Origin of the sequence: Undibacterium sp. Rencai35W, from assembly GCF_049340185.1 — a bacterium.
GTDB lineage: Bacteria > Pseudomonadota > Gammaproteobacteria > Burkholderiales > Burkholderiaceae_D > Undibacterium.
On sequence record NZ_JBMPPC010000009.1, the window covers coordinates 135,369 to 152,099 of the forward strand.

Here is a 16,731-nt window from a genome sequence, read left to right on the forward strand (position 1 = left end):
TTACGCTTCCGGGCGCTGCTGATGACGCATTTTCCGGGACTACATCCCCTGCGCTCAGTCAATGTCAGGAGTTCTCCCTGGGAATTACAAATAAAGTCTGCTGCATAACGGCGCAGAGTTTCTCTTTTCCCTGATTGACGACAAAGAGTTCTGCACTAGAAACGACCAGCGTTTTTCCTGCCTTGACGACCTTACCGCGGGCGATCAGGGTGTCGCCAATACCGGGCGACATGATGTTGATTTTATACTCAGCAGTTAAGCACTCACTTACTGGCATCAGCAAGGTATTCGCCGCATAGCCGCCTGCCGCATCGGCTAAGGCGCCCATCACACCACCGTGAAAATAGCCGTGCTGCTGACTTACTTTACTACTCATCGGCACAACAATTTCACAGGCGCCGGGCATCATACTGGTCAGGCGCGCATCCCATGAGGTCAGGGCGCCTTGCTTGTTAAAGCTTTCCAGCAGCATAAAAGCGAGCGTGTGATCCAGGGCTGCGGGTGTTGTCAATTGGTCCATACATCCTCTGATAGCGGTGAAAATCAGGGTAGTTCAGTGGCACAGTGCCGACGTACAGGCAAGGTGCGCTGATGAGTCTGAAAATCATACGTTAAATTGACGTTTACGTAAACGTCAATCAAATCGGCACAAGGCTTATCGTAGTTTTACTTGCCACCTGCCTGTTCAGCCAATAAACGCTGACTTTCTTCCTCGTGGGCACTGATTTCAGCCAGCATGATCTCTATATCCTCGCGCTGCTGCTCCAGCGCCGCCCGATGCCGTGCCAGTACCTGCAAGAAACTTTGCAACTGCACTTCGGTATCCTTGGGCGAACCGTACATATCGACCAGACTCTTGATATCGGACAGGCTGAGACCGAGCCGCTTGCCGCGCAAGGTCAGCTTCAGGTGCGTGCGTTCACGGGCGGTATACACGCGATTGCGGCCGGTCGGGCCGTCGCGCGTCGGGCTAATCAAACCCTGATCCTCGTAGAAACGAATTGCACGCGGGGTGATATCGAATTCTTTGGCGAGTTCTGTAATCGTGTAGGTGGCCATAGGCAGAAACAAGGAAGTAAATAGTTGATTACAATCTGGGGCGAAACAAAGCGAACCTGGGCATTGCAAAATTCAGGCTCGTGATGTGCACAATGCGTCACAAATGCCGTTTACGTAAACGTCAAATCAGGCAAAATCGCATTGTAGGACATTCTGTGGCGGCTGTGTACGCCCTCAACTTAGCAAAGCACTACCTAGTGAAAGTACCACGATGAATCCATTGGAATTGCAACTCGACTACCCGCTCGGTGAGCATGTGCCTGAGCTCGGGCAGACCACAGAAATCGCCCCCGGTGTGCTATGGGTCAGGATGGGCTTACCGTTTGCGCTGAATCACATTAATTTGTGGCTGATCGAAGATGTATATGAAAACGAGCATGGATCGGTACGTGGATGGACCTTGGTTGATTGCGGGATTTCCAGCGATGCGACGCGTGCGGCATGGGAGAGTTTGTTCGGCAATCCCGATGCAGGGCTGCGCGGCTTGCCGGTCGTCCGGGTGATTGCGACGCATTGTCACCCTGATCATGTCGGGCTGGCGGACTGGCTTTGCAGTCGCTGGCAGGCACCGTTGTGGATGACAGCAGGAGAATATGCGTTTGCACGCATGATGTCGGCGAGCTTGCCGGGTGCAGACGGGAGCGCCATGTTTCCGCACTTTAAAAAACACGGCATGGTCACTGACATGCAGGAAAAAATTCAGGAGCGCAAAAGCTATTACACCACGCTGGTCCCCTCGGTGCCGACCGCTTATCACCGCATGCAGGAGGGGCGACCCGTACGCATTGGCGGGCGCGACTGGCAGGTGATCACTGGTTTTGGACATTCGCCAGAACACGCTTCGCTGTATTGCGCAGATTTAGGTCTGCTGATCGCTGGCGACATGGTACTGCCGCGGATCTCGACCAATGTCTCGGTATTCGCGATCGAACCGGAAGCCAATCCGGTGCAACAGTATCTGGACTCGCTGGCGAAATATGCATCGTTGCCCGAGGACGTGCTGATCCTGCCATCCCATGGCAAACCCTTTCGCGGTTTACACACCAGGATTCAGCAACTCAACGACCATCACCGCGACCGTCTGGCCGAAGTAGTTGACGTCTGTGTCACGCTGCAATCCGCTGCCGACATCGTACCTGTCATGTTCCGCCGCCCGCTCGATGCGCATCAGATCACCTTCGCCATGGGCGAAGCGCTGGCCCATCTGCACAAGCTGTGGTTTGACGGCGTGTTGCGTCGTGAACTTGGTGCTGACGGCATCCTGCGGTTTATCCGTGTTTAGCCCAGATTGCGGACCGGACACGGGACTCCCTTAACGACTCTTATAGACGATCAGGATATTCAGGATTAACTGAACTGAGGCGACATCGTTACGATGAGACGCTGCAAAATGCTACGAAGCGCTACAAAACATCGTAAGACTAAGGGCAATCCGGCATCAGCATCACGCATATACTAAGGTGGAGTATCAATATCAACTCGCCCGTTCCGCTTGCAGTACCTGCGGAATCTCGTTTAAATAGCAGATACTCCCCTATTTAGCTCAAATATCTGATGTTTCTACCTATCCTTTGACCATGCTTTGATTATCATCAGACTTTTTTCTTAACACTCTCATGCCCACTAACCCACACGCACCACTCCGTACTTATCTCAAACTGATCTGCGTCGCCTTGTTCTGGGGCGGTACTTTTATTGCGGGCAAAATGGTCGCTCAGCAGATCCCACACCTGATCGCCGCGACGGGACGGTTTCTGGTCGCCAGTGGTTTATTGCTGTTACTCGCATGGCGGGTTGAAGGTGGCTTGCCCAAGCTGACCCGGCCGCAACTGCATGCGACCTTTGCACTGGGTGCGACGGGGATTTTTCTATATAACATTTGCTTTTTTTCTGCGCTGGCTCGCATGCCTGCGGGACGCACTGCTTTGTTTGTGGCACTTAACCCCATCGTCACGGCACTGGCGCTCGCGCTGCTGTTTGGCGAACGCCTCGGCGCACGTAAATGGCTGGGGATCGCGATTGCCTTTGTCGGCGCGGCGATTGTGATTACGCGTGGCGATCTAGCAGGCGCCGTGCATGACCTGTCGCAATCGGTCGGTGTCGGCGAATTGTTTATGCTGTGTGCCGTTTGTGCTTGGGCAGCCTATACCATCATCGGCCGCCATGCGCTGAAGGGTTTAAGCCCGATCGCAGCCACCACGTATGCATCGCTGTGGGGATTATTGCTGCTAACCTGCGGCTCCTTGTTTGAAATTCGCGATGTCGACTGGAGTCACTTTACCTGGCCTGTGCTGGCAGCGATCGTGTATCTGGGGGCGTTCGGTACGGTGATTGGCTTTGTATGGTATTACGAAGGAGTTAAGTCAATAGGACCTGCCCGCACGGCTGTTTTTAATAATCTGGTGCCAGTGTTTGGCATCAGCCTGAGTTCGCTGCTACTGGGTGAGCCTGTTTTGGTATCAATGGTGGTCGGTGGCTTGCTAGTGATTGCCGGCGTCTCGCTGACGAATAAATAACTCATACAGAAGCGCGAAAGACTCACAACCACCTCGCCGGCCAGCCATCTGTATTCCAGCGAACAACGACGCTCAGCGGAAAACACCATGCCCTCTATTTTTCATTAGCGATCTGTACTATTCTGGGAGCCTGAAACAAAAATAGGGGACAGCATGGCAGATGGAGGACGTGCGGCGTTTTTATTCAGGCAAGCTGCGCTTGCCAAGCTCGCTGCGTCTGTCCTGCCTGTCCTGCCAGCCAGTGCGGATTTGGTATGAGCCCTTCGGACGGCATGCCTACTACCATGTTTGGCTCCCACGGCATCTCTCGGGAGGCGATCTATCAAGCGATGGTCGAACAATCACTGGATGCCATGCTGGTGCTGGAAGGGACGCGGTTTGTTGACTGTAACCCGAGTGCCGAGCGCTTGTACGGTGCGACACGCGAGCAATTTTCCCGCATTTCTCCCATCGACTTTTCTCCTGAAATACAACCGGACGGCCGCTTATCCTTGCCGACGGCGCGTGAGTATGTAAGGCTGGCTAACGAAGGCATACCTCAACGCTTTGAATGGATGGCGCGCCGATTGGATGGCAGTCTTTTTCCGGCAGAACTGGGGTTAAGCTGCCTGACAGATAACGGAACGACGCGCACGATTCTGGTGGTGCGCGATCTGAGCAGTCGGAAATTAGCAGAACAGGCGACGCAACAAAAAAACTCTACACTCCAGGTAGTGCTCGATAACTTTCCTGGCGGAGTCGCGCTCATCGATGAGTCATGGCGTATCGCGACCTGGAATCAGGCGGTCTTACAGATACTGGGTTTACCTGAGTATTTGTTTGAACAGGGACCGCCTCACGTTCACGCCATCATTTCGTTTAATATCGAACGCGGCGAATACGGCGAGTTTGGCAAAACCGCCGAAGAAAAATTCACCCGGCTGCTACAAACGCTAAAGCAAGGTCAGGCCTATGCTTACGAGCGTAAGCGATCCGATGGCAAACTGATTGAAATAAGCAGTACACCCGTCAGCACCGGCGGCTTTGTAATGACCTTTGTTGATGTGACGAATAAACGCAATATCGAGCGGGAATACAAACGACAGTCGTTATTACTGCAAACCGTACTGAGCAGTATGCCGCAAGGTATCAGCGTGTTTGATAAGGACTTAAAACTGCAACTCTGGAATCAGAGTTTTATCGACGTCCTGAATTACGATCCGGCAGTCATTAACGAGGGCAGACATTTCGCCGACTTGCTGAGAATCATGGCGGAGCGCGGTGAATATGGTGACGGTGATAGGGAGCAGCAGGTGCAGCAACGGCTTGCTCTGGCAAAGCGTTTTGAAGCACACCGGTTTGAGCGCAGACGCCCGAATGGTCATACCCATCTGGTGCAGGGCACGCCGTATCATGACGAGGGTGAGCTGGGTGGTTTCATCACGACTTACACGGATATTACGGATCTCAAGAATGCGCAACTCGCACTCTCCAATGCCAACGCAATGCTGGAAAAAAACGTCGCGGAACGTACCAGCGAACTGCGTAGCGCCTTAGACGATCTGATCCGCAGCGAAAAACTGGCTGCACTCGGCTCGCTCGTGGCCGGCGTAGCGCATGAATTGAATACCCCGATCGGCAATAGCCTGCTGATTTCAAGCACTCTCAAAGAACGTACCGGCGAATTTAATAAATTAATCGAACAAGGGCAATTGCGGCGCTCGGACTTGCAACAGTATGTAGCCGAAGCCAGCCATGCCTCGGCATTGCTGGAGCGCGGACTCAATGCCGCGGGTGATCTGATCAGCAGTTTTAAACAGGTCGCCGTTGATCAGGCAAGCTCCAAGCGCAGGCGCTTTAATCTGGCCAAGGTCGGCAGCGATATTATTGCCACCGTGATGATGAAAATTCGTCAGTCAGGAATTAAAGTCGATCTGGATATCGCTGCGAATATCGAGATGGATAGCTATCCCGGTCCGCTGGAGCAAGTCATCAGTAATCTGATCGACAATGCGATTTTGCATGGCTTTGAGTCGAAGACCAAAGGAGAAGTCCGGCTCTCAGCACGATTACTCAATAATGAGACCGTCGAGATCCGCTTCCGGGATAACGGTGTCGGCATACGGCAAGATGATATTCCACGCATCTTTGATCCATTTTTTACCACCAAGCTTGGCAAAGGCGGCAGTGGATTAGGGTTGAATATCGTTTATAACATCGTGACCTCTCTGCTTGGCGGCAATATCCATGTTGAGAGCAATCCAGGTGACGGTGCGTGCTTTATCCTGCACTTGCCACTGCGTTCGCCGTCGGAACAAGAGTAATGAAAATAATCCTTAGCACGCCATTTTCAGTGATAGTCTGAGGAATCAACACATCCCCCGGTAATCCCCCTGAAAGGCAAGACCTTCATGAATCATCAAGCACGCGGCACATTTGAAGTCACACTCCCCACGCTCAGTTTGCATCATGGTGATGCTCATTCAATGATGGGCAGGCGCGCAATTGATAAGCAATTCCATGGTGACCTGCAAGGTAGCAGCCAAGGCGAAATGCTAAGCGCCGGTACGGCAGTAAAAGGCTCGGCAGGCTATGTTGCCATCGAGTTTGTGACGGGCAGCCTGCATGGTCGCCACGGTAGCTTTGCCTTGCAACACAATGGGATCATGACGCGTGACGTAGCGACCTTGTCGTGCACTGTCGTCCCTGATTCAGGTACGGATGAGCTGCGCGGACTCAGCGGCACACTGGCGATCACGATTGCAGACGGCAAACATCACTATGAGTTCAATTACCGTATCGATCCTGATTAACAGTGGCTGAACAGTGACTGTATTGAGCGCCTGTTGAATCAATAAAAAATGGCAGCAACCGAAATTGCTGCCATTATCTTTTTCACGCTATGCCGTCTGGTTTAGAATTTTTTCCACAGTCTTGCGAAATATGAAGCACCGTTCAGACCAAACTGCACGCTATCGTAGTAGAAACCGTTATCGGTTTCATCCGGATTTTGTCGTGTTGGTTTGACGTTGAAGACGTTATTCGCACCGATGGTCAGCTTGGTTGTATCGTTAAACGCATAAGTCAGGCTCACGTCAGCCGAGGTCTTAGGTGCGTAATACGCGTTCGGCACACCAGCAGCCGTACCGGAGAAAGTACCTAGTGTCTGCGCACCGAAATGGATGATCTTAATATCGCTTTCCCAAGGGCCGCGAGTGTAATCAAAGCCTAAGGTTGCCTTCAGACGTGGGCCACCGTTTTCGATAAACAGTCTTTCGCGTTCAGACAAAACGACATCCTCGAAACCTGCCAGTGAAGCTGGTGGGTGGACTTTGGTCACTTCGGTCTTGCTATAGTTCAGCCCGAAATAGGTTCCAAGTTTGGCACCGGCAAAATCCATCTTGTGAGTCAGCGTCAAATCAACACCTTGGGTTTTGGTATCGATGGAGTTGACGAAGAATTGTGCCTGACCAACTCCCAGAGTTGCCAGAGTCGCGCCGAGTGCCGGATAGTTATCGGAGTCAAAACGGCCTGACAATACGATGCGGTCCTTGATATCGATACGATACAAATCAGCTGTGATGGACAAAGCTTTTGCCGGTGTCAGCGTGACACCCAAGGTGTAGTTCTTAGATTTTTCTTCTTTCAGCTTCGGAATACCTGCGGCATTCGCTGCTGCACTGCCGTTTGGTGCGAGTACGACGTCTTGTGGCACACCGCTGATGAAGTCAGTAAACGTCGAGGAAAAATACACTTGTTGCAGCGACGGTGCACGGAAACCTGTGCTAAGCGAGCCACGCAACAGAGCGACATTGTTCAGCTTGTAGCTGCCGGCCAGTTTACCCGTGAGGGTAGAACCAAAGTCGCTATAGCGTTCGCCGCGAACCGCAGTCTGTACTTTGAAACGATCGCTGACATCGGTTTCAATATCAAGATAGGCTGCAACGCTGTTACGGCTCTTGTCAGTCTTATCGCCAGGCTGAAAACCTGGGAAACCCTGACTACCGGCATTACCACCAAAACCTACACCGTCGGCATCAATATATGAGCCAGGTTCGCCTGCATTGATTTTGTAGTTTTCACGACGATATTCACCACCAAAGGCGACGTTCACACCGTTCATGAAACCATCAAAAAAGCGACTGAAATCAAGGTTGGTGGTCGCTTGTGAAAAAGAAAAACCCCCTGCGTTGAAACTGCTAGGACTGATTCCTTTACCACCTGCCAGCAAATCCTTGTTCGCAATCGAGGCGTTCAGCGTATTAGTGATGTTGTATTTCAGCTCGTTGTAACCATAAGTCTGGGACAAGTCTGCGCGCCATTCACCAAGCTGCCATTTATAGCCAGCCGTGCCATAAATATCGTTGATATCGCCGTTGATATAGGGAACAAAGCCATTCGGATACATGGCAGCAGAGTTGCGCGACGGGATGTCGTCGGAACCGATGCCACCGCGCGCGAATGCCGCAGATGAGGCCTTCCGCTGTTGCGTACCAAGAGTGAAATAAAATTTATCGCTACCGCCGTTCGGCAACTCACCATTTACATACACCGTAGGGCCTTGTACCTTGGTGTCGCCGATGGTACGTGGGTTGCCAGGATCAGCACGATTCGAGCGACCACGATCCGTGTACTCAGCCGTGATACCGATCACGCCTTTTTCACCGATCTGGATACCGCAATAAGCCGATGGTAAAAAACTCTTACCGTCACCGGCGGAATATTGGCTGTAACCAAATACCGCTTCACAACCAAGGTTCTTTTTCAGAGTGATGTCCATGACACCGGCAATCGCGTCAGAGCCGTACTGCGCCGCTGCACCGTCACGCAAAATCTGTACGTTGTTGATCGCCATCATCGGGATAGAGTTCAGATCGGTACCGGTATTGCCACGATTGCGTGCACCAAACAGATTGACCAGCGAGACGGTATGGCGACGCTTGCCATTTACCAGAACCAGAGTCTGGTCTGAACCGAGACCGCGCAATGCAGCAGAATCAATCAGATCGGCACCGTCAGCACCGGTTTGGCGCGTCGAGTTAAAAGAAGGGGACAGATACTGCAAGGTCTGCGCGAGATCAAACTGACCACCTTGCTCGGCAACCTTGGTCAAGGAGATGAAATCGATCGGCAATGGCGTATCTGTCGCAGAATTATTTGCACGACGCGATCCGACAATCGTCATGGTCTGAATACCAGCGTCAGCTTTATCGGCTGCCGGCGCAGTCTGGGCAAATACGACAGGGCTAACAGTGGCAGCAGTCGCGCCGTAGAGAGCAAGCAGAACAGCTCTTCGCAAAATGGTCATAACAGGATTCCCCAAAAAATGTACACAAAACGGATACGTCTGTCCTCTTTTAGCCAATTTTTCAGATTGAAAAGACGACGTCATTTATTTAGTTGAAAGCAAAATATAAGCCTGCAATATGCATCCATGTAGTGCATACCTGTGTCCGCGATGCTGGTGACTTGGAGGGAAGACTAATTCAAAGTCATCATCAGAATCAAGCTGAGAACAGGTGTCACAAGATATTGCCGGATACTGCTTTATTGCAAGTCACCAGCGCCCCTCATTGCAAGCAAAGAGGATGGTTTGCAGTATCTGCGCGGCCTTCAATATGTGTCAACAAGGATGCGACTGATTGTGTCTTTTATGAGTAATCTTCCACTGAAGAAAGATAAAAATAGGGGAAATGATCTAAACAAAATAAAAATTTTGCCGTTCTGTGATATCGCGTCGAGCTATATCTGAAGCCCGGTTCAGCATGGTTCAACAAGGGTCAACTTAGACATGCCGCTAGAGCGCCGTTTCTTAAGTCTGCTCTAATGCACTGAGATAACGTAACCCCTGGATAGCCCTGCTGCCATACCACGACAGCATTTCACCATCGACTAACTGAACCGGTTTGCCCAGCTGCTTTTCTAGTGCTTCGACATGGGTGTCTGTAAAACGATAGGGTTCGCTGGATAGCAGGACGCGGTCAATGCCATGCACCAGCTCATCGTTCCACGCGAACGATGGATAACGCTGAGAGGGTATTTGCTCAGGTTTGCCGGTGCGCCATTGCTGCCAGCCGATCAGCGCTAGCATATTGGCGATATAGGTGTCTTGCGACACCGTCATCCATGGGTCTTGCCAGATACAGTACAGCACTCGCTGCGGATGCTTGTGTTCGGGTAGGTCGTGATAGGCAAGTTCAAATTCAGAGCACAGCAATTCTGCCGCAGCAGCCACACCAAATATGCCACCTAACATGCGATACAGATCCAGATTGTCGCGTGGCGTAGTCGGATGCGTAACAACGATATGAGGAACAAATCCGGCAAGCTGATCGACGGTGGGCTTTTCATTCTCATCGATATTGACGATCAGATGCGTCGGTGCGAGGCGTCTGATTTTCTCTACATTGACATCTTTGGTACCGCCGACTTTGGGAATGTTTTTAATTGCCGCTGCCGGATGAATACAAAATCCTGTACGCCCCACCAAATACTTCGCCAGTCCAAGATCACAGAGTAACTCGGTAATTGATGGCACGAGACTGATAATGCGGACAGCATCATCCGCTGGCCTGTACGGACGATGCTGCTGACCTATCGCATCGGTAAAAATTAAGGACGTTTCCATTGTGTTCAGGTTTCGCTGGCACGAGGCTTACGGCGCGCTTTCGCAAATACGGCGTCATACAAGAAGTTTGGCAAAAGCCGGAGTATCTTGGCAACGACGCCCATTTGCCACGGGATCACACGGTAAGAATCGCCCCGGCCTATCGCAGCAAGCGCTGCCACTGAGAAGGCTTTGACTGGCATCAAAAAAGGCATGGGATAGGGATTGTCCCGTGTCATCGGCGTATCAATATAGCCGGGAGCGATCGTAACTACCTGGATACCGCTTCCTCTCAGTTCAACGCGTAGGGATTCGCAATAACTGATCACGGCAGCCTTCGATGCACTGTAGGCTTCGGCACCTGGCAGGCCACGGATACCGGCAACACTGCCAATGCCGACTAGTCGGCACGGATACTCTTTTGCATAAGCCTGCATTACTTGAATAAATGGTGAAAATGTCGCTACGGTGGCGATCAGATTAGTCTCAATGACGCGGGCAAATACAGGGATGTCCTCCGCATGTTCCGTCAGCGTGCCGACGGATACACCAGCGTTTGCAATCACGACATTCACACGACCTACCTTGCGAATAAAGTCATTCGCAGCGCTGGCCAGCGCGTTGTGATCGGTAACGTCGACAGCATAGATGTAGTGCTGATCCGCACCGGGCAAACTCTGCCGTAATTGCTCTAATACGTCCTGGCGACGGGCGACCAGACCCAGGACAGCGCCTTGCTCTGCATAACGACGGGCCAGTTCAGCGCCTATGCCGGATGATGCACCGGTAATAAAAACGGTTGTCATATAAAAAAAGTCCGCCATTGACTGACGGACTTCCTTAGATTCAGGGCAAGCCCGGAATGATTAGTATTACTTCTTCTTTGATGCAGCTTTTGCTGCTGAGGCTGCCGGTGTTGCTGGCGTTGTGGCTGCCGGTGCATTTTTTTCGCGTTGAATTTTGCTGACCAGCGAGTCAAGCACCTGGATTTGTGCAAGGTTCTGAGCATCTTCTGTGACGCGTCCCATACCGCTGGCAGCCATCACTGGTGAAGTCACATAGCGCCCATCAATAGCAAGCTTAGGCCAAGAATCGACCTGATAAGCGGACATCAATTGTGTCGCACGGCTCAGTTTGCTCTGCACAGAAAACGAGTTATAGACGTCGAGGAATTTTTGTTTGTCGATACCTGATTTGACGGCAAATTCCAGCACATCAGCGTCGGACATCAGACGGTTGTTACGCTCGACGTGGAATGTATGAAACACCTTGGCATGTAATTCATCGACCTTACCCAGTGCTTCTAAGGTATAAAATAATTTTTGCTGCGGCAGGACCCGACTGTCCGATACGTGCACGCGCTTGAAGACAATATTGTCACCTTGTTTTTTTACCCAGTCAGCCAATAACGGCTCCAACGCATTGCAATGCGGGCAGTAATAAGCGAAAAATTCAATGACTTCAATTTTCTTTCCGCTATCGACTGGCTGCGGTCTTTCCAGCGTTGCGTATTCCTTGCCATTTTCTGGACTGGTAGGCGCAGCACTTGCTGACAAGGCGCACAAACCTAAACCAGCTACCAACAATAATTTCTGTGTCATTTGACGGATAAAACGCATCATATTTCCTTTAGATTAGTCACTTGTTTATGTTATTTGGCAGTCCGGACAACGGCCACATCCACACTATTCTCAGACAACTTGGCGCGCATTCGGTTCATTGTTTCAATCTGATTGAAAGGACCGATACGCACGCGATACAGGTTTCCCGTATCCGAAGGCTTTTCGCTAATACGCGCCTCAAATCCGATCAATGCGAGTTTTGCACGGGCACTTTCTGCATCTGCCTGCTCGCGAAATGCGCCAGCTTGCAGATAATAAACGTATTTATCATCGACTGCATCAGCAGGCTTAGCCGCAGCATCTGCTGGTTTGGCATCGGTTTTTTCCTGCGTGGTAGTGGTAGCCGCAGTCTTATCAACGACAGGTGCCTTGGTATCGGGCTTGGTTTCAGACTTCCCCTCAGGCTTGTTATCGCTGGCTTTATTGGCAGTAATTTCTGTAGCCTTGACTGCATCATCTTTGGCAAAATCTTTAGCCGCCTCTTTGACTGCATCCTTGTTGCCATAGAGCGGCTTGTTCGGATCCTGTATCTGAGTGACCGGTGTATCGGCGGCCTTGTTCCCTTTATTGGTAAAGGGTGTTGAGGATTTGGTAATCAGTAAAGCAACCGCTACAGCAATCGCCAGTCCGATGACCAGGCCAACGATCAAACCAAGCAGGGTGCCGCCACGCTGCTTCTGCGACAAAGTATAAATGTGTGATTTCATGCGTCTCCGATACACCTGTTTGTTTACATTTTATTCGGTGCTGATACACCGATCAGGGCGAGGCCATTACGTAATACCTGACGCGTTGCCAGCATCAAGGCCAGCCTCGCCATCTTAGTCGCTTCGTCATCAACTAAAACACGCTCGGCATTGTAGTAGCTGTGCAGCTCACCTGCCAGATCACGCAGATAGAACGCTACTTGATGCGGCCCGAGCTCGTCCAGTGCTTTTTGCAGAGCTTCGGGATATTCTGCCAGCTTGGCCAGCAGACTGGCTTCACGCGGTGCGGTTAATGGTGACAGATCAACGTTGGCCAGCGGTACAAAAGCGGCTTCATCAGTTGAAAACTGAGCCAAGACCTGACATATTCTGGCATGAGCAAATTGTACGTAATACACTGGATTGTCATCAGAACGTGCCAGTGCATCATCCACATCAAATGTGAATTCGGTATCAGCCTTGCGCGAAATCAGGAAGAAACGTACGGCATCACGGCCACGCTGCTCATCACCACCACCCGACCATTCGATCAAGTCGCGCACGGTGACATAGGAACCTGCACGCTTGGAAATTTTCACCTCTGCACCGTCCCTCATGACGGTAACCATCTTGTGCAAAATGTAGTCAGGGTAGCCTTGCGGTATGCCCACATTCAATGCTTGCAAGCCACCACGTACACGGGCGGTGGTGCCATGATGGTCACTGCCCATGATATTGATGGCCTTGCGGAAACCGCGCTCCCATTTGGTGACGTGATAGGCCACATCCGGTACAAAGTAAGTGTAAGTACCGTCCGACTTTTTCATGACGCGGTCTTTGTCGTCACCGTAGTCAGTCGTGCGCAACCACAGGGCACCATCCTGCTCATACGTCTTGCCTGCTGCTTTCAATGCGTTAACTGTGGTTTCTACCTTGTTGTCTTTGTAGAGCGAAGTCTCAAGATAATAATTATCAAACTTGACACCAAAGGCCAGCAAGTCAGCATCTTGCTCACGACGCAGGTATGTCACACTGAACTGGCGTATGGATTCAATATCATCAACATTGCCACTGGCCGTCACCGGCGCACAATCACCGGCAGACACTGTCTGTTTTGCTAAAAAGTCTTTTGCGATTTCGGTGATGTAGTCGCCGTTATAGGCAGATTCTGGCCAGCCATCGTCACCGGGCGCAAAGCCCTTGGCGCGAGCTTGCACCGACAAGGCCAGATTAGCTATCTGCACACCTGCATCGTTATAGTAAAACTCGCGGCTGACTGCATAACCCTGGGCATCCAGCAAGGCAGACAAAGCATCGCCCAGAGCACCCTGACGGCCATGACCTACATGCAATGGACCGGTAGGATTGGCGGATACAAATTCCACCATCACTTTTTCACCGGCACCGCGCTGGCTTTTGCCAAAATCGGCCGCCTGCTGCAAGATGGTCTTGACGACAGCCTGTTTGGCCGCCGTCGTAATACGGACATTGATAAAGCCGGGGCCGGCGATTTCCACGCTGGCAACCAGAGGATGGTTTTGTGCTTCTACTGCCGCTACGATAGCCTGTGCCAGTTCGCGCGGGTTCTTGCGCAACGGCTTGGCGATCTGCATCGCAATATTACAGGCTGCGTCGCCATGGGAAGGATCGCGCGGACGCTCGATCGCTATCATAGGCTCGAGCTCGGAACCGACCAACAATGGGTCAACCGCATTCTGGAATAGTTTCAGTAATTCTTGTTTTTGTTCAGCTAGCATGGCACAGAAGTTTTATTGTGTTTTGACAATAAATAAAATAAAGACAGGGAACATTATACTGTCTCACCCTGCCCCTGTCTGAGATGCCGCATGTGAATCTTGCATCTTCTTGTTACTAGAACTCATTCTCCTTCTTTAGCTCCCCCGATTGCTTTTTATACCGCCGCAGAGCTGGCAAATACTGTGCTTGAAGACATTGCTTGTTTGTACATGATCAGGACACGCAGCATTTTGCCGAGGAATAAGCCGTTAAACAGGCCAAACAGCACCGTGCTGATGACAGCGAACAATATATTGCTATGCAGGGCTGGGTTCACGTGCAAGGCGACATTCACAACATACTTCATGACAAAGATGGACATCATCATGACCAGCGGGCCCCAGCTGCCACGATAAAACACAGTGCCCTTGTCTGCCAGGATGCGCACGTTCTTGTCGCTGACCATGTTCCAGGACACTACAGCACCTGCCGTCATCGTTGCCAGCCACGCTGCCAGTACTAGTGGATCAGCACCGAAACCGGACAATATTCCTTGTACCGACAAGGCCAGCATGACCAGAGGAATGATTGCCACTGCCCTGACTGTCAATTCGCGGTCAACACTAGACTTGAGGCCACGGTATGCCAGAAAGCCCAGAATTGCCCATACATAGATTGGTGTGTTGCTGATGATTTGGTTCAACATGATGATCTCCTTGTGTGCGGTCGGTGTAGTTTCGGGTGTTTGTTTTGCTGCGATGAAAGAAGTATTGCAAAGCTGTTCCAGCCTGTATGCCATAAAGCGACGAAGCGTTGGTTCTTGCCGCAAAAGGGGTGTTTTTGGTCGTGAGTGTGTGCTCTCGGGCGTGTAGAATGCTAGGTTTTCTTCGTCTGGATACGCTATGTGGTTCAAGAATCTGCAAGTTTTTCGTCTTACTGCTCCCTGGAAGATCACCGCCGAGGAGTTGCATGCACAATTGTCACGTATTTCGTTTTCGCAATGCCCTTCGAATGAGATGCAAAGCCAGGGTTGGGCATCCCCCCGCAATAACGATCAGCTGGTGCATTGCGTCAATCAGCAATTCCTGATCTCGCTGGCAACTGAAAAAAAATTGCTGCCTTCCAGCGTCATCAATCAGGTAACCAAGGCACGTGCGCTGGAAATTGAAGAGGAACAAGGTTTTACACCTGGCCGCAAGGCCATGAAAGACTTGAAAGAACGCATCACTGAAGAGTTGTTGCCACGCGCTTTTGGCGTCAAACGCAATACCAATGTATGGATAGACCCTGCGAACCGTTGGTTGGTGATAGACGCATCCAGCCCGTCCAAGGCGGATGAAGTCATCAAGCTCATGCTGAAATGCTGCGACAAACTGCCTTTGGAAGGCTTGCGCACCAAAGCCTCGCCACAAGCAGCCATGACAGGCTGGCTGGCTGGTAATGAAGCCCCCAAAGGTTTCACCATAGACCAGGACACCGAACTGAAATCTTCCACCGAAGACAAGGCCACCGTACGCTATGTGCGCTACACGCTAGAGCCAGACGATATACAAAAACACATTGCTGCTGGCAAACAGTGCACCAAACTGGCATTAACCTGGGATGACAAGATCAGCTTTGTCCTGACCGATACCCTGACCATCAAGCGCATCAAGCCGCTAGATGTACTGGATGAAAGCAAGGACAAGGGCAGCAATGAAGAAGAGCGCTTTGATGCCGACTTTGTGTTGATGACTGCAGAACTGGCCCTCTTGCTGGATGACGTGGTATTTGCGCTGGATGGCGAAATGGACAGCGCGCAGGCTGCCTGATGTACTAAGGCGTTTTATCCCGACCCCCGCTCAATTAATTGGCCGAGGGTTTTGCTTTTCGCGCAACACCTTAAGACCTCTAAACAAGAGGCACAGAATCCAATGAGTTGCACCACATAAGCAGTGACGGGATTTGAATTACAGAATTTGAAACATAGGAAAATGCGGACGAAAAAAAAGACAAGCATCGCTTGTCTTTTTTCTTTATAACTGGCGGAGCGGACGGGGCTCGAACCCGCGACCCCCGGCGTGACAGGCCGGTATTCTAACCAACTGAACTACCACTCCGAAACTACTTAACCATTGCTGCTGTTTATCTGTGGTGGGTGCTGAGAGGCTCGAACTCCCGACCTACGCCTTGTAAGGGCGCCGCTCTACCAACTGAGCTAAGCACCCATATTCTTGCTTAGTCAGACAAACATTAATGTGTGTCACCACATCAACAGAAGCAAAATTATACTGCACAATATGGCTTCTTGTCTAGTCTTTTTCCTGGCTATTTCACTAAAATCTGCGAAACCACCTATAAAATCGACCATTCTCACTTAAAAACAAAACCCCCAGGAACGGTAAAGTCACTGGGGGTCTGCGGAATAAAAGCCTGACGATGACCTACTTTCACACTGGTTGCAGCACTATCATTGGCGCGGAGTCGTTTCACGGTCCTGTTCGGGATGGGAAGGGGTGGTACCGACTTGCTATGGTCATCAGGCA

The 16,731-nt window shown here is 51.2% G+C and carries 14 protein-coding genes, 2 tRNA genes and 1 rRNA gene; 5 read left to right on the top strand and 12 right to left on the bottom strand.

Going from position 1 to position 16,731, the window contains the following annotated elements; genetic code table 11:
- Positions 1-64 precede the first annotated feature (64 nt).
- Positions 65-520: a PaaI family thioesterase gene (locus tag ACO0K3_RS17910; protein WP_422986961.1), complete on the bottom strand. Its 456-nt coding sequence runs from the start codon at positions 518-520 to the stop codon at positions 65-67.
- 146 nt (positions 521-666) lie between these two features.
- On the bottom strand, positions 667-1,059 hold the full coding sequence (locus tag ACO0K3_RS17915; RefSeq protein ID WP_422986963.1) for a MerR family transcriptional regulator: 393 nt from the start codon (positions 1,057-1,059) through the stop codon (positions 667-669).
- Positions 1,060-1,270: 211 nt separating this feature from the next.
- Here ACO0K3_RS17915 and ACO0K3_RS17920 point away from each other — a divergent pair, with 211 nt between their 5' ends.
- The 4 genes from ACO0K3_RS17920 to ACO0K3_RS17935 all read left to right on the top strand — a co-directional run bounded on the left by ACO0K3_RS17920 (position 1,271) and on the right by ACO0K3_RS17935 (position 6,367).
- Positions 1,271-2,341: an MBL fold metallo-hydrolase gene (locus ACO0K3_RS17920; RefSeq protein ID WP_422986965.1), complete on the top strand. Its 1,071-nt coding sequence runs from the start codon at positions 1,271-1,273 to the stop codon at positions 2,339-2,341.
- A gap of 334 nt (positions 2,342-2,675) precedes the next feature.
- On the top strand, positions 2,676-3,575 hold the full coding sequence (locus tag ACO0K3_RS17925) for a DMT family transporter (RefSeq protein WP_422986967.1): 900 nt from the start codon (positions 2,676-2,678) through the stop codon (positions 3,573-3,575).
- 254 nt (positions 3,576-3,829) lie between these two features.
- The gene (locus ACO0K3_RS17930) at positions 3,830-5,878 is read left to right on the top strand and encodes a PAS-domain containing protein (protein ID WP_422986969.1); all 2,049 of its coding nucleotides are present in this window, start codon (positions 3,830-3,832) and stop codon (positions 5,876-5,878) included.
- Positions 5,879-5,965: 87 nt separating this feature from the next.
- Positions 5,966-6,367 (top strand): DUF3224 domain-containing protein, encoded by a 402-nt coding sequence (locus tag ACO0K3_RS17935; protein ID WP_422986971.1) that lies wholly within the window; start codon positions 5,966-5,968, stop codon positions 6,365-6,367.
- Between the two features lie 101 nt (positions 6,368-6,468).
- On the opposite strand, the gene ACO0K3_RS17940 is transcribed toward ACO0K3_RS17935, so the two are convergent.
- The 7 genes from ACO0K3_RS17940 to ACO0K3_RS17970 form a co-directional block, all read right to left on the bottom strand.
- On the bottom strand, positions 6,469-8,862 hold the full coding sequence (locus tag ACO0K3_RS17940) for a TonB-dependent receptor plug domain-containing protein (RefSeq protein WP_422986973.1): 2,394 nt from the start codon (positions 8,860-8,862) through the stop codon (positions 6,469-6,471).
- A gap of 504 nt (positions 8,863-9,366) precedes the next feature.
- On the bottom strand, positions 9,367-10,182 hold the full coding sequence (locus ACO0K3_RS17945; RefSeq protein WP_422986975.1) for a helical backbone metal receptor: 816 nt from the start codon (positions 10,180-10,182) through the stop codon (positions 9,367-9,369).
- A 5-nt stretch (positions 10,183-10,187) separates the two neighbouring features.
- The gene (locus ACO0K3_RS17950) at positions 10,188-10,967 is read right to left on the bottom strand and encodes an SDR family oxidoreductase (protein WP_422986977.1); all 780 of its coding nucleotides are present in this window, start codon (positions 10,965-10,967) and stop codon (positions 10,188-10,190) included.
- A 66-nt stretch (positions 10,968-11,033) separates the two neighbouring features.
- Positions 11,034-11,783, bottom strand: coding sequence for a thiol:disulfide interchange protein DsbA/DsbL (locus ACO0K3_RS17955; protein WP_422986979.1), 750 nt, complete (start codon positions 11,781-11,783; stop codon positions 11,034-11,036).
- A gap of 29 nt (positions 11,784-11,812) precedes the next feature.
- Positions 11,813-12,490, bottom strand: a complete 678-nt coding sequence (locus ACO0K3_RS17960) for an SPOR domain-containing protein (RefSeq protein ID WP_422986981.1) — start codon at positions 12,488-12,490, stop codon at positions 11,813-11,815.
- A gap of 23 nt (positions 12,491-12,513) precedes the next feature.
- Entirely contained in the window at positions 12,514-14,226 is a 1,713-nt protein-coding gene (gene argS / locus ACO0K3_RS17965; RefSeq protein WP_422986983.1) for an arginine--tRNA ligase, read from the bottom strand.
- A 155-nt stretch (positions 14,227-14,381) separates the two neighbouring features.
- Positions 14,382-14,912: a DUF6622 family protein gene (locus ACO0K3_RS17970; protein WP_422986985.1), complete on the bottom strand. Its 531-nt coding sequence runs from the start codon at positions 14,910-14,912 to the stop codon at positions 14,382-14,384.
- A gap of 196 nt (positions 14,913-15,108) precedes the next feature.
- Between ACO0K3_RS17970 and ACO0K3_RS17975 the strand changes: the two genes are divergently transcribed.
- Positions 15,109-16,017 (top strand): recombination-associated protein RdgC, encoded by a 909-nt coding sequence (locus ACO0K3_RS17975; RefSeq protein WP_422986987.1) that lies wholly within the window; start codon positions 15,109-15,111, stop codon positions 16,015-16,017.
- A gap of 211 nt (positions 16,018-16,228) precedes the next feature.
- On the opposite strand, the gene ACO0K3_RS17980 is transcribed toward ACO0K3_RS17975, so the two are convergent.
- The 3 genes from ACO0K3_RS17980 to rrf form a co-directional block, all read right to left on the bottom strand.
- Positions 16,229-16,305 (bottom strand) — tRNA-Asp (locus ACO0K3_RS17980).
- Between the two features lie 32 nt (positions 16,306-16,337).
- A tRNA-Val gene (locus ACO0K3_RS17985) sits at positions 16,338-16,413 on the bottom strand.
- 203 nt (positions 16,414-16,616) lie between these two features.
- A 5S ribosomal RNA gene (gene rrf, locus ACO0K3_RS17990) occupies positions 16,617-16,729 on the bottom strand.
- Positions 16,730-16,731: the final 2 nt, after the last annotated feature.